The sequence below is a fragment of the Clostridioides sp. ZZV15-6597 genome (assembly GCF_020657815.1).
Lineage (GTDB): Bacteria > Bacillota > Clostridia > Peptostreptococcales > Peptostreptococcaceae > Clostridioides.
This window is the reverse complement of sequence record NZ_JAGWCT010000031.1, coordinates 23176-42401: the sequence shown is the minus strand read 5'-3', so window position 1 is coordinate 42401 and position 19226 is coordinate 23176. Positions and strand designations below refer to the sequence as shown.

The following is a 19226-nucleotide window of genomic DNA, read 5'->3' as shown; positions in this document are numbered from 1 at the left end:
GTATAAATAGTAATTTTTTGATGATAATATAAACATGGAGATTAATGAATTACTTAATTTTAAATACTTAATAGTAGCGATAATTTTTATAATAAGTATAATTATATTGTTTTTAATGTCTCATATAAATATCTTATTAATAGCAGATATAAACAATAAAGATGTTTGTTTAAAACTTAATATAAAATACATGTTTGATTTAATAAATATAAATAGACAACTCTATCCAGCTGAAAATAGTAACAATAATGATAAAAAAGAGGGGATGAAGAATAATATAGACTCTAGTATATTATTGGCTGATGACCTTTTAAGTGTTTATAGACTATTAAAAAAGATAAAAATACATGAATTTTATTCAAACATTGATTTTGGAACTAAAAATATAAGTTTGACATCTTCTGTGTATGTATTAATAAATACTCTATATGGAAATTTATTTAATATAATTGATGCAGAAAAAATATATTTAAATGTAAATCCAAATTTTACAAAAGATTACTTTTTGGGAAATGTAAGGATACATATAAGGTCAAGAATAAAAGATTTATTTCATTTTATAATAATGGTTAATAAGGTTATGAATAAAAATAAAGGAAATTATAAGGGAGGTGATAGTAATGAGAGCAACAGGTTCGATACAAAGTCTTATGGAAACAACTCTTGAAACTATTAAAGGTTCTATAGATGCAAATACTATTATAGGAGACCCTATAAAAACAGATACTACAGTAGTTGTTCCTATATCAAAAGTAACAATTGGATTTGGTATAGGTGGAGGAGAGTATTCAAAAGGATATGATGAGAAAGATAAAAATATTGAAATAAAAAGTGAAAAAGCAGATACAAATTTTGCAGGAGGTAGTGCAGGAGCTATATCTGTACAACCAGTAGCATTTGTAGTAGTTGAAAGTGGAGAGACTAGAATAATGAGCTTAGATAGTAATATTAATCTAGTGGATAATATTCTGTCTATAACTCCTAGAGTATTAGAAAAAATTCAGAATATATCTCAAAATAATAAAAATACAGACAAGAACAATATGTAGTATAAGATTAGAATAGTTTTGAAAATAAAATATATCATTGAGTAAAATAGTGAGATTGATATAAGTCTCACTATTTTATAATGTAATTTAAATGTTTTTTACTTTATACCTAATAATATTTTAGTTTAAAACAATTTAAATGGATAATAAAGTTTATCTATAGTATAATTATAAAAAGAAAAGAAGTATTATATTAGAGATATATAAACATATTTGGGGGATAAGAGGGAGTCCCAATTATTAATTTTGAGGTGAATTTTATGAGTGATAAAGAGTTATCTATTTTGTTGTTGGAGAGTATGAATAACTTTCATAATTTAATAAAGATTATTAATAATGAAAGATATAAAAAAGGTAAAGTACTTACAGAAAGGCAATTTTTTGCTTTAGTAAGTATAAGAAAACATAATAAAATGGAACTTAAAAATTTGAGTAGAGATTTACATGTATCTACTTCTAGTTTGTGTATATTACTTAATAAGTTAGTTGAGCAAGAGTATGTATATAGGGAAGAAGATAGTAGAGATAGACGAAATACTTTTTATGGAATAACTGAAAGTGGAGAAAAAATACTAGATGATGAAATATTAAAATTTATATCTATAATAAGTGATAAAATGAACTGTTTAGATATAGAAAACAAAGATAAATTATTTGCTTCTTTGGAAGACTCTAGAAATATAATTGAACAATTATTTTAAAAAGGAGAATTTAATATGCATATAAAATGTTCTAAAGAAATATTAAAAAGTTTGGATGATGCTATAACTGTAGTTACTGTGTTTGAAGATGAGAATGTTTCTACAATGTTTGATAAATTAAATATTGTAAGTAAAAACTTCAGTGCTAAAGAAAATAACATAGAAATTGTGACATTGCTTGAAAATGACAATCTAATAGACCTTTGTTTAGTTGGTCTTGGTAAGAAAGAATCTTTAGATAAGGAAAAACTTAGAATCATAGGTGGCAACTTGTGTAAAAAAATAAAAGGGGTATTTAGAAATAAAGTATGTAAAAATAATGATATTAACATAATAAATGTTAATTTAGACATAGAGCAGATAGGTGCTTTTTCAGAAGGAATATTGCTTGGCAACTATAAATTTGATAAATATAAGACAAAAAGTGAAGCTTTTGAAGAAAGAGAAATAGATAATATAATTATATTTACTGAAAAAGAAGCAGAGTATGAAATAGAAAAAGCTAAAATACTATCTAATTCAACTATAATAGCTAGAGATTTAGTTAACGAACCATCAAATATAATATACCCAAAGACATTGGCAATAGAGGCAGTTAGACTTGGGGCAGAGTATGGATTTAATGTTGAGATTTATGAAGAAGAAAAAATAAAAGCATTGGGTATGGAAGCTTTTTTTGCTGTATCAAGAGGTTCAGTTAATAAACCAAGATTTATAGTAATGCGCTATTTTGGAGATGAAGAAAATACAGATATACTAGGTCTAGTGGGTAAAGGATTGACTTATGATACTGGTGGATATTCTTTAAAATCAAATGCATCTATGCTAGATATGAAAACAGACATGGCTGGAGCGGCAAGTGTAATAGGAGCTATGTGTGCCATATCTCAGAGTAAATTAAAGAAAAATGTTATAGCAGTAGTAGCTGCATGTGAAAATGCTTTATCAGGAGGTTCATATAAGCCAGGAGATATAATTAATTCTATGGCAAGAAAAACTATTGAAGTTTTAAATACAGATGCAGAAGGTAGACTTACATTAGCTGATGCAATATATTACATTATAAATAATGAAAAAGTGACAAAAGTTGTTGATGTAGCAACATTGACTGGTGCAGCTCTAACATTATTAGGGAATGTTGCAACTCCTGTAGTAACAAATAATGAGGATTTTTATTGTGAGTTGGAAAAAGCATCTACTTTATCTGGAGAAAGAGTCTGGAAGATGCCACTTTATGATGAGTTTAAAAATATGGTAAAGGGAGAAGAAGCAGACCTTAAAAATACTGGAGGTAAAAATGCTGGATGCATAACAGCAGGAGCCTTTATTGGAGAATTTGTTGGCAGTACTCCATGGATACATATGGATATAGCAGGTACAAGTACATCATCAAAATCAAAGGGATATAAATCAAAAGGAGCGACAGGGGAGCCTGTTAGGACATTGTATTATTTAGCAGAGATATAAAATTATATAATACAAAAACTATAGTTTAATGTGTAAAGCCACTTGGATATTTTTAAAACTTAAAAAATGTCCAAGTGGCTTTATTTATAAATTTAAATAAATTATTTACTCTTTTTCTTTTTTTCAAGGATAAAGGTATCTATATTAGATAAAAGAGGAAGTATGTACACAATGCTAGTAGCAAAAATAAATATGAAAATGGTAGTTGTATTGTAACTTAAAAAGCTATAGTAATATTGTGAATCAGTAAATGTATTTAGTAAAAATATAAATGAAAAGTAAATAAGACAAATTCCAAAATTATCTCTAAATGCATGTCTGTTAACTTTAAATTTTCTTACATCAACCATATAAATATTTGCATATATTATCAAACATTTAGAGAAGATAAATAGAAAATATATAAAGCTAGGGAATTCGTATCCTAAGTTTTTAGAAAAAATAAGTTCTCCAACAGAACAGACTAAACTCCAAGAAAAAAATATGTTAAAAAAATGATACTGTTTAAAAGCTAATATAGCTATACATATGTATATACAAATATGGCTAATTCCAATTGGTAAGGAATTCAAGGTGCTATAATTCCCTGAAGAAATAATTAAAATTTGTTCTAAAGCAACGACTATTACCATTAAGGTACAAAGTATTTTTTCAACTGTGTAACTATAGGGTAAAATATTTTTTGTTAGCTTTGGACAATGATATAGAAATAATCCGAATATAAAAAGACTTACAAACTGTTCACTAGAAAAAAGAAAAATTTTAAACATAGAGCATTCTCTCCTATAATAAATTAATATGTACCTATATAAATATATTCATCCTCTATCAATTTAATATATAAAAAATTTAATAAAGTTAAGATTTTATATAGAAATATTAAAGAGATAAAAATTTTTAAATTTAGTGGGCATATTGGAATCATGTCAAAAAATAAAAATATTTTTATTTATTAAAGTTTTTGGGAATAATAATAACAAATATTAGAACTAATTAACAGTTTTTGTAAGTATTTGACAATAGAGAGGGTGTAACAAATGGGAATAATAGAATCAGCATCAAAGTTAGCTGAGATAGTTCATTTATTAGCAATTGAAAAGGGGATAACAGATATAGAAGCATGGGAGGAAGCAGTAGAAGAATATAGTAAAATTTATGAAAATAAGAGAGAACAATATAGAAGTTAAAAATAAAATTTTGCTGACAAAAAACTCGTTATACTGGATAAAATTTAATCGTTTATGAAAATATTAAATAATATATGCAAATAAAACAAAAAATGGTATCTCAATTACAATCTAAAAAAATCATTTTGAGATACCATTTAATAGCAAATTTACATAGAAATTACATATTTCATACTTTAAATTTATTTTAATAAATATTTAGAGATAGAAGGTTTACTTATCTATGTTTTTTATGTAACCTCTTTTTTCTAGTTTTTTTATATGTTCTTTGCGTATTTCATCAAGATTAATACCATATTGCTCTTCTAGTTTAAACATCATAGTTACACATGTTTGAGCCACATCCATCAATTCTTTAGCAGTTTTCTTTATAATATCAACTTCATCTAAGTCATTATTTTCTCCACTTAGATTTCTGAATTTGCCTATACATTCAGCTAATTCGCCTTGTTCTTCACCCATTTTGATAAATGTAGACTCCAGTGTTGGGTCTAAATTATTAAGTTCTGGTAAAGATATAGTTTTTAGTTTCATAAAAAGCTCCTTTCAAATTATATATTTATACTAAAATACTATAACAAAAATAATGCTAAAAAGAAACTTTAAATTCAACATAAAAACTCATATATATAATAAAAATAGTGAAATAAATCTATATTTGTCTTAATACAGCTTCATATAGAACTTCTCCAATAGGTCTATTAATTACAAGAGATGCAGATTTATCATAAACGGTGTTTGCTTTATTAATAAGAGCAATATATTTACCTTTGTAATAATCTATAAAACTAGCTGCTGGATATACAGCTAATGATGTACCTCCTATAATCAGTAAATCAGCATTACTTATAGCAGAAATTGTCTTGGTAATAATATCACTGTCAAGAGCTTCTTCATAAAGCACTACATCAGGTTTTACTATAGAGCCACAATCATCACAATGAGGAATATTACCTCCTAGATTTAGCATAGCTTCTAAATCAAAAAATTTACCACAGTTAGTACAGTAATTTCTATGTACAGAACCGTGAAGTTCTAAAACATTTTTACTTCCAGCCATTTGATGAAGCCCATCAATATTTTGAGTTATAACAGCTTTAAGTTTGCCCATTTCTTCTAGCTTTGCCAAAGCTATGTGGGCATTATTAGGTTTTGCATTAGGATATATTAGTTTGTCTTTGTAGAATTCAAAGAACTCCTCTGGATATTTAACAAAGAAAGTATGTGAAACTAATTGCTCAGCAGTAAATTGTTTATTAAGTTTTTGACTAAAAAGTCCAGTGGAGCTTCTAAAATCTGGTATATTAGATTCAGTTGAAACACCTGCTCCACCAAAAAATACTATATTATTATGATTAGATATTAAGTCTTTTAGGTTATTTGCATCCATAGTCTACACCTCCAAAATTATTATATATAGATTGTACTACATAATATAAAGTTTATGTTACTTTATTAGATTCTGAGTATTTTCTTAATGTTTTAAAAATCAATTTAAAGAGTGGGTATAAATAAAATTATACGAGCTAAAAAAATTTATATTTTTCAATATATAAATATATAGATTAAAATCAGAAATAAAAATAAAGAAAGTATAAATAAAATGTATACATAATATAAATAGACAATATTTACTAAAATCATAAGTTGTCGTATAATTATATTAAAATTGTTTTAGTGTTAAAAGAAGGGCGGGGGAAGTAAGTGAAGAAAAGAGCAGCTTTAGCAACATTAGCTGTATTACCATTAACTATGGTAAATGCACATGCTGATGGAGAAATAGGTATAGTGACTATAAATTATTTAAATGTAAGAAATGAACCAACTGCCGAAAGTAGTATATCTTTTGTTGCTAAAAAAGATGATAAAGTTTTAATAAAAGACTCTTCTAATGGATGGTATAAAATAAAAGCTGAATCTGGACAAGAAGGTTGGGCTTCATCAAAATATATAGCAAAATCTAATGGTGATTTTTTAAGAACATCTACAAATAAAGAAAAACAAGTTACTTCAAATAGTTTAAATATGAGAAATGGAGCAGGAACAAGCTATAGAGTTATAACTGTATTAAAAAAGGGACAAAAAGTAGAAGTAATATCAGAAAGTAATGGCTGGTCAAAAATCAAATATGATGGAAGACTAGGTTATGTATCGAGTTCTTATCTAGGAGATGTATCAATCTCAACTAATAAATCAAAAACTAAGCAGGTAAATACAACTTCACTAAATGTAAGAAGTGGTCCAAATACAAGCTATGGTGTATTAGGTAAGTTACAAAAAGGAAGTAAGGTAGAAGTAATATCAGAATCTAATGGCTGGTCAAAAATAAAGTATAATGGAAAAGATGGATATGTATCTAGTATGTATTTATCAGATGCAGGTCAGAGTGATACAAATGATTCTAGCAAAGATACTGATAAAAAAGATACTAATAAATTTGTAAATACAGCTTCTTTAAATGTACGAAGTGGTCCAGGTTCTACATATAGTAAATTAGGAAAGGTCTATAAGGGAAGCAAAGTAACTGTGATATCAGAAAGTAGTGGATGGGCTAAAATTAATTTTAATAATAAAGAAGCATTTGTTGTGGGAAATTATCTATCTGATTCAACAGATACATCAAATAATAATACAAATAATAATAACTCAAATAACAATTCCAACAATAATGGAAATAATGATTCTACAACATCAGGACAAGTAAATGGTATGGCAAATATAAGTGGGGCTAAGATTGATTACAAATCTCTAAGCTATACGTTAGCTTCTCATATAAGTAAACAAGTTGAGAAAGCAACAGCAGGAGGGAATGTAATAGCTCCAGGTAATAGAAAAAGTACTCCAAGTCCTGAATTTAGTACATTTTCAGCACAAAGAACAAGTTCATTTGTAAATGCTAGTTCAAGTGATATAGAATATTATTTAAATCCTAAAAACTTTACAAATACTACAAAAGGTATGATGCAATTTTTGAAGATTAATAGTTATAGAAGTGGTATATCAGAGTCAAGTTTAAATTCGTACCTTAACGGATTATCTTCTAGTGTATTTAAGAATCAAGGAGCTGCATTTATAAACGCTGCTAAGAAGTATAATATAGATGTAGTATATCTAGTATCTCATGCTATGTGGGAAACTGCTTATGGTAAATCTACACTTGCACAAGGTCAGACATTGACTTCTTATAAAGGTCAAGCTCTTAGCAAGCCAGTTAAAGTGTATAATTTTTTTGGAATAGGAGCAATAGATAAAAGTGCTAATGTTTCAGGAGCAGAGGCAGCATATTCTAATGGATGGACTAGTATTGAAGCTACAATAGATGGTTCTGCAAAATGGATATCTCAAAACTATGTAAATAGTTCTAAGTACAATCAAAATACTATTTACAAGATGAAGTGGAATTATGATTATACATGGCACCAATATGCAACTGATGTAAATTGGGCTAATGGAATTTCTGGAATTATGGAAAATTTAATTGGCCTTTATGGTGGTGGAAGTAGTTTAGTCTTTGAAGTACCACAATATAAGTAATACATAAGTAAAAAAATATAGACTATGGGTAGTTTTTCATTTTGTTTAAATTATCTGTAGTCTTTTTGTATATAATTTACTAGATATAAACCTTAATATTAGTAAAATTTTTATGTTATAATATTAATTCTAAGTAAATATAAGTGAGTAATAGATAGAAATAGAGAAAAAGTGGTAATAATATATATATAATGTTAGGAAAGGAGGATATAAATGGAAAGTGTTAAGGAATATTTAGATAAATTAGAAATTAATAACAGTGGCCTTGGAAAACAACTTAAAGAAGTTTACATAAATAGAGTAGTTTATTTTAAAGAAAATAAAATTGTTTACTTTTACCTAACGTCTAAAGAGATTGTTTCCCATGAACTTTTAGATAAATTTAGAGAAGAATTGATGTATAAGCTTGATTATTTTAAAGATATAAAGATGAAAATAAGATTTACTGGCTTTGAAAGAAAATCTAACAAAGATGTTATAAAAAAATATTGGAATAATATCTTGTATATATTAAAGTACTTGTGTCCGTCCATTGCAGGATGGTATAAGCAAGTTGAATTTCTTTGTTTAGATGAAGAATTAAAAATAAAACTCCCAAAGGGTATATTTTATGAGAGATTAATAAGAAAAAATGTAGTTCATGTACTTAAAACTGTTCTTAGTGAAGAATTGGGATTGGACTTAGATATAACTATTGAAAAAGCTGTTGATGAAAAGGTAAATGTAGAAAGACTCATAAGAATAAATGATAGAGAAATGGAAGAAAAAATTAGAGCATTGGAAATTGGACAAATTAATAAGTGTGAAGAAAATGAAGAAGAAGGTTATGTTATTAAATCAGAAGTTGATGAAAATTTAGTCTATGGAGATAATGCAAATGCTATGATTGAAAATATATCTGGATTAAATGCATCTTCTGGAACAGTTGCAGTTGTTGGGGATATATTTGATGTTGAGACTAAAGAACTTAAAAATGGAAAAATACTTATGATAGCATCGATTACAGATTATACTAGTTCAATAAGTTGTAAGCTATTTTTAACAGATACCAATAAAGATGGAGTACTTGAAAATGTTAAAAAAGGAGCTTATTTAAAACTTAAAGGTGACATAGTTTATGATACATATCAAAGAGAAATTAGTATGATGATTAGTGGAATTAGACAAGAAAATAGACCAGAGAGAAAAGATATTTCAGAAGAAAAAAGGGTAGAACTTCATGCACATACTCAGATGTCCTCTATGGATGCTATTTGTTCTGTTAAAAAACTTGTAGAACGTGCAGCCCAATGGGGACATCCAGCGATTGCTATAACAGACCATGGTGTTGTACAGGGATTCCCAGATGCTATGAATGCTGGTAAGGCAAACAACATAAAAATACTTTATGGAGTAGAAGGGTATTTAGTTGAAGATGATTCTCTTATTATAGAAGATGCAAATGATAAAGAACTTTCTCAGACGTTTGTTGTATTTGATATAGAGACTACTGGATTTTCTAATACAAATGATAAAATAACTGAAATTGGTGCTGTAAAAATAGAAAATTTTAAAATTGTAGATAGATTTAGTGAACTGATAAATCCTGAAAAAGATATTTCGTATAAGATACAAGAATTAACGGGAATAACTAATGAATTGATTAAAGACAAGCCAACTATTGAAGAAGTTCTTCCAAGATTTATGGAGTTTGTTGGAGATAGTGTACTAGTTGCACATAATGCAGAGTTTGATACTGGATTTATATCACAAAAGTGCAGAGAACAGGGGATAATGTATAATCACAAAAAGGTAGATACACTTATGTTAGCCAGAGTAATGCTTCCAAAGTTAAAAAGACATAGGTTAAATGTTGTTGCTAAAGAGCTTGGCATACCTCTTTTAAACCATCATAGAGCAGTTGATGATGCAGAGGCAACTGCACTTATATTTAATAAATTTTTACAGATGCTTACAGAAAAAGGTGCAAAAACTTTAAGTGATGTGAATAATATTCTTGGAAAAATTGATTATACAAAGCTTAGTACAAATCATATAACTTTGATAGCAAAAAATTCTGTAGGTATAAAAAACTTATATAAAATAATTTCAGATGCACATGTAAATCATTTTTTTAGAGCACCAAGAATCCTTAGAAGTATTTTAAATGAGTATAAGGAAGGTCTCATAATTGGTTCAGCTTGTGAAGCAGGAGTTGTTTTTCAAGCTGTAAAGAAAAATGTACCTGATAAAGAAATGAAAAAAATAATAGATTTATATGATTATATAGAAGTGATGCCTATAGATAACAATAGGTTTATGATTGATAAAGGAGAAGTAAAGGATGAAGAAGAGCTAAGAGAATTAAATAGAAAATTAATTGATACAGCTAAGAGGTTTAATAAAATTCCAGTAGCTACTGGAGATGTTCATTTTTTAGATAAACATGAAGCTGTTTTAAGAAAAGTTCTAAAGTATTCTCAAGGATTTAAGGTAGATGAAGAAGAGACTTATTTACATTTTAGAACAACAGATGAAATGTTGGAGGAGTTTAGTTATCTTGGAGAAGAGTTAGCATATGAAGTTGTGGTTGAAAATAGTAATTTGATTGCTGATATGGTTGAAAATATAAAACCTATACCAGATGATACATATCCACCAATTATAGAAGGTTCAGATGTAGAATTAAGGGAAATGTGCTATGAAAAAGCTAAACGGATTTATGGAGAGCCAATACCAGAAATAGTTCAAAAGAGATTGGATAGAGAATTAAATTCAATAATAAGTAATGGATATGCAGTTATGTATATCATAGCTCAAAAACTAGTTGCAAAATCTCTCTCAGATGGATATTTAGTTGGTTCAAGAGGTTCTGTTGGTTCGTCATTTGCAGCTACTATGAGTGATATAACAGAAGTTAATCCTCTACCAGCGCACTATATTTGTGAAAATGAAGATTGTAAATATTCCTTTTTTTATGAAATAGGTGAATGGGGGTCAGGTGTTGACTTGCCAGATAAGGATTGTCCAAAATGTGGAAGAAAACTTGCTAAAAATGGTCATGATATTCCATTTGAGGTCTTCTTAGGTTTTGAAGGTGATAAAGAACCAGATATAGACCTAAATTTCTCAGGAAATTATCAGCCTACAATCCATAAATACACTGAAGAATTATTTGGAGAGGGATATGTATATAGAGCAGGAACTATAGGTACTGTAGCAGAAAAAACAGCTTTTGGATATGCAAGAAAATATGTAGAAGAAAATAATATAAGTGTACCAAATGCAGAGGTACTAAGACTTTCAAATGGGTGTACTGGTGTAAAAAGAACTTCAGGACAGCATCCTGGTGGAGTTATGGTTATACCAGACTATAAAGATGTATATGATTTTACACCTATACAATATCCAGCAAATGATACTTCTTGTGGTGTTATAACTACTCACTTTGATTATCATTCAATAAGTGGTAGGATACTTAAACTTGATATACTTGGACACGACGGTCCTACTATCATAAGAATGCTTGAAGATATTACTGGAATAAATATAACAGAAATTCCTCTAGACGATGAAGAAACTATGTCTTTATTTACATCTACAGAAGCGTTAGGAGTTACACCAGAAGAGATAAATTGTCCTATAGGATGTCTTGCTGTACCTGAATTTGGAACTAAGTTTGTACGACAAATGCTTCTTGACACAAAACCCACTACGTTTGCAGAGCTCGTACGTATATCTGGTCTTTCTCATGGTACGGATGTTTGGGTAAACAATGCACAAGATTTAGTTAGAGAAGATATAGTGGGATTAAAAGATGTTATATCTACACGAGATGACATAATGAACTACTTAATATTTAAAGGCTTACCTCCTAAGATGAGTTTTACAATAATGGAGAGTGTAAGAAAAGGGAAAGGTTTGAAACCAGAACATATTGAAGAAATGAAGAAAAATAATGTTCCAGAATGGTATATAGGTTCATGTAAAAAGATTAAATATATGTTCCCCAAAGCACATGCGGTTGCTTATGTTATGACCTCATTTAGAATTGCATATTGTAAAGTACATTACCCAGAAGCCTTTTATGCAACTTACTTTACTACAAAGGTGGAAGATTTTGATGCAGATTTAATTGTTAAGGGTTTGGATACTATAAAATCAAAAATAAATGAGATTGAATCATTGGGAAATGATGCAACTACAAAGGAAAAAGGTATGTTGACTGTATTAGAAGTTGCTCTTGAAATGTATGCAAGGGGGATAAAGTTGTTACCAGTCGATATATATAAATCAGATGCAAGTGACTTTATAGTTGTTGGAGAAAAAACATTACTTCCACCAATGGCAGCAATACAAGGCCTTGGAGGAAATGCAGCTTTAAATATTCAAAATGAAAGAAAAAATGGTGAATTTATATCAAAAGAAGATTTAAGAAAGAGAGCAAAAGTATCAAAAACAGTAATAGAAACACTTACTAATCATGGCTCACTTGAAAATATGAGCGATGAAAACCAATTGTCTCTGTTTTAGGTTAGTTCAAAAAGTTGCAAATAAAAGAATTTTATGATATCATAGTATAGAAAATAGTATACTTTGCAGAAACTAAGAGTGAGACAGCTGTTCTCACTCTTTTATTTTAAATATATTATTAAGAACTAGTTTAATTTTATTGAATACATTTAATTTAAAAATTATTTAATAAAATTAAACTAGTCATTTACAATTGAATAGGAGGTAATTTAATGAAAAAAGATTTAGAAGCAGCAATTGAAGAAATTGTAACTAAAATAACGGATGAACATGGATTTGAAATGGTTGATGTTGAATATGTAAAAGAAGCGGGAGAATACTACTTAAGAGTATACATAGATAAAGAAGAAGGAATATCTTTAAACGAATGTGAATTAGTTAGTAGAGAACTAAGCCCAATATTAGACGAAAAAGACCCTATAAAAGAGAATTATTTTTTAGAAGTATCTTCTCCAGGGCTTGATAGGGCATTAAAAAAAGACAGAGATTTTGTTAGATACCAAGGTAGAGATGTAGATTTAAAATTATATAAACCATTAAATGGATGTAAACAATTTGAAGGTGAACTTGTAGGATTAACAGAAGATAATAATATAAAAATCATTATAAATGGTGAAGAAATAGAATTTAATAGAAAAGATGTTGCTATTGTTAGATTAGCAATAAAGTTTTAGTGGTATATTAAATAGGGAGGAAATAAAAAATGAATCATGAATTTATGGAAGCACTAAACGAATTAGTAGTTGATAGAGGTATAGATAAAGAAATACTTATAGATACTATAGAGCAAGCTCTTTTAACTGCATACAAAAAAAACTTTGGTTCAGCACAAAATGTTAGAGTTGAGTTTGATAGAGACAAAGGAGATATAAAAGTATTTTCTCAAAGAGTAGTTGTCGATGAATCAGACCTATATGATACTTTCTTAGAAATAGAGTTAGCAGATGCTAGAGAGATAAACCCTAATTATGAATTGGGTGATATTATAGAGCATGAAGTTACACCTAAAAACTTTGGAAGAATTGCAGCTCAGACAGCAAAACAAGTAGTTGTTCAAAGAATAAGAGAAGCTGAGAGAGAAATAGTGTATAATGAATTTATAGAAAAAGAAAATGAAATAGTTACAGGAGAGGTTGCTAGAGCAAATAAAAATATTGTTTATGTAAATCTTGGAAGAATAGAAGGGATAATGACTCAAAGTGAACAAATCCCATTTGAAAATTACAAAGCAGGTCAAAAAATAAAATTCTATATACTTGAAGTTAAAAAGACTAACAAAGGACCTCAAATAGTTGTATCAAGAAGTCATCCAGGTCTAGTAAAGAGATTATTTGAAGAAGAAGTTCCTGAAATATATGAGGGTATAGTTCAAATAAAATCAGTGGCAAGAGAAGCTGGGTCAAGAACTAAGATGGCAGTAAGATCTATAGATGAAAAAATAGACCCAATTGGAGCTTGTGTAGGTCCAAAAGGACTTAGAGTAAAAAATATAGTGGATGAACTTGGTGATGAAAAAATAGATATAATAAAATATAGTGAAAATCCAGCAGAGTTTATATCAGCAGCACTTAGCCCATCAAAAGTTGTTAAAGTAGATATAAATGAAGATGAAAAATCTGCCTTAGTTATTGTTCCAGATTATCAGTTATCACTTGCTATAGGTAAAGAAGGTCAAAATGCAAGACTTGCAGCAAAATTGACAAACTGGAAGATAGATATTAAGAGCGAATCTCAAGCAGAACAAGAAATGATAAATCTTGAAAATTCCAAAGAAATAGAAGATGAGGGTATTAAAGCTGAATTTATCAATCAAGATGAGTTAGATGTCTCAGATGATAATTTCAAAGAAGAAGAGTAAGGAGGGATGGCTTTGAAAAAAGTAAAAAAAGTGCCTCAAAGAAAATGCATAGCATGTCAAGATAGAGACTCTAAAAAAGAGCTTATAAGAATAGTTAAAAATAAAGAAGGAAAAATATTTTTAGACCAAACAGGAAGAGCTAATGGAAGAGGAGCATATGTATGTAAAAGCTCTGAATGTCTAAAAAAAGCTATAAAAAGCAAAGCATTAAATAAAGCTTTTAAAATTGATGTTCCTGATGAAGTCTATGATAATCTACTTATGGAGTTAGAAGAATATGAAAAATAATAAAGAAAAGATACACTCGTTCTTAGGGCTCGCAACTCGTGCAGGGAAAATAGTGTCTGGTGATGATTCAACTTTGCTTGACTTAAAAAAAGGAAAAGTAAAATTAATTTTAATTGCAGAAGATGCATCAAATAACACAAAAAAACTTTTTAAAGATAAATCAACTTTTAGAAATATTCCATATCTATTTTTTTCAACAAAAGATGAAATAGGATTTGCAATAGGAAAATCTCCAAGAGCAGTCGTAGGAATAAAAGATGAAAATTTTGCTAAAAAGATAATTGAACTAATAGAAATTTAAAATAAAATAGGGGGTGATCTTGTGTCAAAAACAAGAGTATACCAAATAGCAGAAAAATTAAATATATCAAATGAAGAGCTTATAAATAAGTTAGCTGAATTAGATATTAATGTAACTGACAAAGATTCAGTATTAGAAGGTGAAGCGTTAGAATTAGCACTTGAAGTGTTAAGTGAAGATTCATCTCAAGAAAATGAAAATGTTATAGAAATAGATGGACAGTTGACAGTACAAGTATTAGCAACTAAATTAGATAAATCTCCATCAGAAATAATTATGAAGCTTATGAAAATGGGAACTATGGCAACAATAAATCAAGAGATAAATTTTGAGATTGCTGCTTTAGCTGCCAAAGACTATGGATTTGAATTAACAGTAGCAGAAAGTGATGATACAGAAGCTTTAGAAATAGAAGCTTTAATGGAAATTGAAGAAGATAATGAAGAGGATTTAAAATCTAGACCACCAGTTGTTACAGTTATGGGACATGTTGACCATGGTAAAACATCTTTACTAGATGCAATAAGAAAAACTGATGTAATTTCAGGTGAAGCTGGAGGAATAACTCAGCATATAGGTGCTTCAGAAGTTAAAATCAATGACAAAAAAATAGTATTTTTAGATACACCAGGACATGAGGCTTTCACATCAATGAGAGCAAGAGGAGCACAAGTTACAGATATAGCAATATTAGTTGTTGCAGCAGATGATGGTATAATGCCTCAAACAGTAGAAGCAATAAACCATGTTAAAGCAGCAGGAGTACCTTTAATAGTTGCTATAAATAAAATAGATAAACCAGGTGCAAACCCAGATAAAGTTAAACAAGAATTAGCAGACCAAGGATTATTAGTTGAAGACTGGGGTGGAGAAGTAATAGCAGTTCCAGTATCAGCTAAGAAAAAAGAAGGAATAGATACACTTTTAGAAATGGTATTGTTGGTTGCTGAAATAGAAGAATTAAGAGCAAATCCAAATAAAAGAGCAGTAGGAACTGTTATAGAAGCTGAGCTTGATAAGGGAAGAGGTCCAGTTGCAACAGTACTTGTTCAAGGTGGTACTCTAACAGTAGGTGATCCAATCGTTGCAGGTGTTGCATGTGGTAAAGTTAGAGCTATGATAAATGCAAAAGGTAAAAGAGTTAAGACAGCAGGACCATCTACAGCAGTAGAAATATTAGGGCTATCAGAAGTTCCACAAGGTGGAGACCAATTCGTTGAGGTTCCAACAGATAAAATTGCTAGAAGTGTAGCAGCAAGAAGACAACAATTAGCTAGAGATGAGATGTTAAAATCAACTCAAAGATTATCACTAGATGCTTTATTTAGTCAAATGAGTGAAGGTGCTATAAAAGACCTTAACATAGTTATAAAAGCAGATGTACAAGGTTCAGTACAAGCAGTTAAACAATCTTTAGAAAAATTATCAAATGAAGAAGTACAAGTTAAAGTAATACATGGAGGTGTTGGAGCTGTAACAGAATCAGATATATTACTTGCAGCAGCTTCTAATGCAATAATAATAGGATTCAATGTAAGACCAGTTCCAGGCGCAGAATCTCTAGGAGAAAAGGAAAATGTTGATATAAGAACATATACTATAATATACAAGGCTATAGAAGATATACAAGCTGCTATGACTGGTATGTTAGACCCTGAATATGTTGATGAAGAAACAGGAAAAGCTGAAATAAGAGAAATATATAAAATATCTGGTATTGGAACAGTAGCTGGATGTTATGTAACTAATGGTAAAATATTTAGAAACTGTAAAATAAGATTAGTTAGAGATAGTATAATAATACATGAAGGTGAACTTGCAGCACTTAAGAGATTTAAAGATGATGTAAAAGAAGTTAATTCTGGATACGAATGTGGTATGAGTTTTGTAAATTATAATGACATAAAAGAAGGCGACATAGTAGAAGCTTATATAACTAAAGAAGTAGAAAGAAAATTATAAATTCGTATCAAAGAAAATCAGTTAGTAAAGAAGGTCGATGGTATGGCATCATATAATAGAACAAGAAGAATTGCAGAAGAAATAAGAAAAGTAGTAAGCACTATGCTTATAAATGGAGTAAAAGACCCTAGAATAACATCTTTGGTAAGTGTAACTGATGTAGAAGTTACAAATGACCTAAGATATGCTTATGTATATGTAAGTATTCTAGGTGGAGATGAAGAATCTACATTAGCAGGACTTAAGAGTGCTGGAGGGTATATAAGAAGAGAAGTAGGAAAAAATATAAAGCTTAGATATATTCCTGAGATAATATTTAAACTTGATGATTCAATAGAAAAAGGAATGTATATGGATAGCCTTATAAAGAGAGTAAATGAAAAAAATACTCAAAAAAATGAGGATGAAAATTATGATGAATAATATTGATAGTATTATAAATTATATATATGAGGGTGACTATTTTATAGTTACCTCTCATATTAGTCCAGATGGAGATAATATTGGTTCAACACTTTCAATGTATTATACACTAAAAAGTTTAGGGAAAAATGTATATTATGTACTTGATGATGAAGCCCCATTGAATTTGAAGTTTTTAGTTGAAGGTGTAGAAATTTATAAGTCTCATGAATTTGATATAAATAAGTATTCTCTAATTGCACTTGACTGCGGAGATAAGATGAGAATATGTGTAAGTGATGAAATCAAAAATAATGCATCAAAAGTAATCTGTATTGACCATCATGCTAGTAATGATTCATATGGAGATTTAAACTATGTAGATATTGATGCATCTTCTACTTGTGAACTAGTGTATAATTTATTAGTTAGATTTCAAGAAATAAAAGACATTAAGATTATGAATAAAGATATAGCAACATGTTTATATACAGGTCTTGTGACTGATACTGGAAATTTTTCCTATTCAAATGTGCATGCAAGTAGTTTTGAGATGGCAAAGAATTTACTTGTTTTAGGTGCAGAAAAAAATACTATAATACAAAATATATATCAAAGTAATTCTTCTGATTATTACAAATTATTAGGTGAAGCTTTAAAATCTTTGGAGATATTTGATTCAAAGGTATCTAGTATAATTTTAACTCAGGATATGATGAATAGGAATAACATGAGTTTCAATGATGTTGATGGTATAACAACATATACTAGAGATATAAAAGGTATTGAAGTTGGAATTTTATTTAAAGAAAAAAAACAAGATGAAATTAAAGTGAGTTTTAGGTCAAAAAATTATGTTGATGTAAGTGAAATAGCTAAAGTATTTGGTGGCGGTGGTCATATAAGAGCTGCTGGATGTACTATCAAAGATAGTATTGATAATGCTAAACAAATGGTATTAGAGGCAGTGTTAAAATCAATTTAAGGTGACAATAAAATGAATAAGATTATAAATATATTGAAACCCACAGGTATGACATCTCATGATGTTGTAAGTAGGGTAAGAAAGATTTTAAATATGAAAAAAGTTGGGCATACAGGTACTCTTGACCCAGATGCATCAGGTGTTTTACCAATATGCACAGGAAAAGCTACAAAAGTATGTGAACTTATTTTAAACAAAGATAAATCGTATATATGTGAACTTACTTTAGGTATAAGTACAGATACCTATGATTCATCTGGAGAAATTATAAAAAAAATTGATGATTTTAAGTTAAGTAATGAAGATATAGAAAGAGCTTTTGATACACAAAAAGGTGAAATAGACCAACTTCCTCCAATTTACTCAGCTTTAAAAGTAAATGGAAAGAGAATGTGTGATTTAGTAAGAAGTGGTAGAGGCTCTGAGATTACTTTAAAAACTAGAAGAATAAACATAAAAGATATAAAAATCCTTAGTATAAAAGGTAATAAAGTAATGTTTTATGTTGAATGTTCTAAAGGGACTTATGTGAGAAGCATTTGCCATGATATAGGAGAATATCTAGGGTGTGGAGGACATATGTCATTTTTAAATAGAACATCTTCTGGTAAATTTAACTTGGAAAATTCGATAACTCTAGAAGAATTAGAATTATTTTATGCAAATCAAACTCTGGATAAACACTTATATGATATAGATTATGTATTGGATTCGTTTAATTATATTGTATTAAACCCTAATGCTATAAAATATTATAGTAATGGTGGTTCAATAGATGATAAGAGATTTTTAAAGAATAATCTCAGTAAAGATGATGAATTTGTAAGAGTATATAGTAAAGATAACTTCTTAGGATTAGGAAAATTATCAAAACATAATAATACAGTAAGTGTTAAAAGTGATAAGATGTTTATATAATCAATGTATTTGAAAAACACCAAAAGAGATAGTGCTATAATAACTTCTATAGTCTATCTCTT

Annotated in this window: 17 protein-coding genes; 15 read left to right on the top strand and 2 right to left on the bottom strand. The window is 28.7% G+C overall.

From position 1 onward, the window contains the following. Positions 1-34 precede the first annotated feature (34 nt). The 5 genes from KGF52_RS09245 (at position 35) to KGF52_RS09220 (ending at position 4404) form a co-directional block, all read left to right on the top strand. Positions 35-667 carry a DUF2953 domain-containing protein gene (locus KGF52_RS09245; protein WP_227827185.1) on the top strand — a complete coding sequence of 211 codons (633 nt, stop codon included), beginning with the start codon at positions 35-37 and terminating at the stop codon, positions 665-667. Further along, complete coding sequence (ytfJ, locus tag KGF52_RS09240) at positions 621-1049, top strand: GerW family sporulation protein (RefSeq protein ID WP_227434208.1); 429 nt, start codon at positions 621-623, stop codon at positions 1047-1049. The genes KGF52_RS09245 and ytfJ overlap by 47 nt, the downstream gene beginning before the upstream one ends. A 260-nt stretch (positions 1050-1309) precedes the next feature. After that, positions 1310-1750, top strand: coding sequence for a MarR family transcriptional regulator (locus KGF52_RS09235; protein WP_227839945.1), 441 nt, complete (start codon positions 1310-1312; stop codon positions 1748-1750). A 15-nt stretch (positions 1751-1765) separates the two neighbouring features. After that, positions 1766-3217 (top strand): leucyl aminopeptidase, encoded by a 1452-nt coding sequence (locus tag KGF52_RS09230; RefSeq protein WP_227839943.1) that lies wholly within the window; start codon positions 1766-1768, stop codon positions 3215-3217. Positions 3218-4254: 1037 nt separating this feature from the next. Beyond that, positions 4255-4404, top strand: a complete 150-nt coding sequence (locus KGF52_RS09220) for a hypothetical protein (RefSeq protein WP_227827188.1) — start codon at positions 4255-4257, stop codon at positions 4402-4404. 213 nt (positions 4405-4617) lie between these two features. On the opposite strand, the gene KGF52_RS09215 is transcribed toward KGF52_RS09220, so the two are convergent. Together KGF52_RS09215 and KGF52_RS09210 are read right to left on the bottom strand one after the other, a co-directional pair. After that, entirely contained in the window at positions 4618-4938 is a 321-nt protein-coding gene (locus KGF52_RS09215) for a MazG-like family protein (RefSeq protein WP_009905401.1), read from the bottom strand. 118 nt (positions 4939-5056) lie between these two features. After that, positions 5057-5794: an NAD-dependent protein deacylase gene (locus KGF52_RS09210; RefSeq protein ID WP_227839938.1), complete on the bottom strand. Its 738-nt coding sequence runs from the start codon at positions 5792-5794 to the stop codon at positions 5057-5059. A 314-nt stretch (positions 5795-6108) separates the two neighbouring features. On the opposite strand from KGF52_RS09210, the gene KGF52_RS09205 reads away from it, so the two are divergent. From KGF52_RS09205 to truB, 10 genes are all read left to right on the top strand, one after another. Next, a complete protein-coding gene (locus KGF52_RS09205; RefSeq protein WP_227839936.1) occupies positions 6109-7938 on the top strand; it encodes an SH3 domain-containing protein in 1830 nt (609 codons plus the stop codon). A gap of 213 nt (positions 7939-8151) precedes the next feature. Continuing rightward, complete coding sequence (locus tag KGF52_RS09200) at positions 8152-12450, top strand: PolC-type DNA polymerase III (RefSeq protein ID WP_227839934.1); 4299 nt, start codon at positions 8152-8154, stop codon at positions 12448-12450. A 212-nt stretch (positions 12451-12662) separates the two neighbouring features. Next, complete coding sequence (gene rimP / locus KGF52_RS09195; protein WP_227839932.1) at positions 12663-13124, top strand: ribosome maturation factor RimP; 462 nt, start codon at positions 12663-12665, stop codon at positions 13122-13124. Positions 13125-13153: 29 nt separating this feature from the next. Beyond that, entirely contained in the window at positions 13154-14308 is a 1155-nt protein-coding gene (nusA, locus tag KGF52_RS09190; protein ID WP_227839931.1) for a transcription termination factor NusA, read from the top strand. 6 nt (positions 14309-14314) lie between these two features. After that, positions 14315-14596 (top strand): RNase P modulator RnpM, encoded by a 282-nt coding sequence (gene rnpM / locus KGF52_RS09185; RefSeq protein WP_227839927.1) that lies wholly within the window; start codon positions 14315-14317, stop codon positions 14594-14596. After that, a complete protein-coding gene (locus KGF52_RS09180) occupies positions 14586-14897 on the top strand; it encodes a L7Ae/L30e/S12e/Gadd45 family ribosomal protein (RefSeq protein WP_227434219.1) in 312 nt (103 codons plus the stop codon). The genes rnpM and KGF52_RS09180 overlap by 11 nt, the downstream gene beginning before the upstream one ends. 21 nt (positions 14898-14918) lie before the next feature. Beyond that, positions 14919-16859: a translation initiation factor IF-2 gene (gene infB, locus KGF52_RS09175; RefSeq protein ID WP_227839923.1), complete on the top strand. Its 1941-nt coding sequence runs from the start codon at positions 14919-14921 to the stop codon at positions 16857-16859. A gap of 42 nt (positions 16860-16901) precedes the next feature. Beyond that, entirely contained in the window at positions 16902-17282 is a 381-nt protein-coding gene (gene rbfA / locus KGF52_RS09170) for a 30S ribosome-binding factor RbfA (protein ID WP_227434221.1), read from the top strand. Continuing rightward, the gene (locus KGF52_RS09165; RefSeq protein WP_227839921.1) at positions 17263-18246 is read left to right on the top strand and encodes a DHH family phosphoesterase; all 984 of its coding nucleotides are present in this window, start codon (positions 17263-17265) and stop codon (positions 18244-18246) included. The genes rbfA and KGF52_RS09165 overlap by 20 nt, the downstream gene beginning before the upstream one ends. Before the next feature lie 12 nt (positions 18247-18258). Beyond that, on the top strand, positions 18259-19164 hold the full coding sequence (gene truB, locus KGF52_RS09160) for a tRNA pseudouridine(55) synthase TruB (protein WP_227839920.1): 906 nt from the start codon (positions 18259-18261) through the stop codon (positions 19162-19164). Positions 19165-19226: the final 62 nt, after the last annotated feature.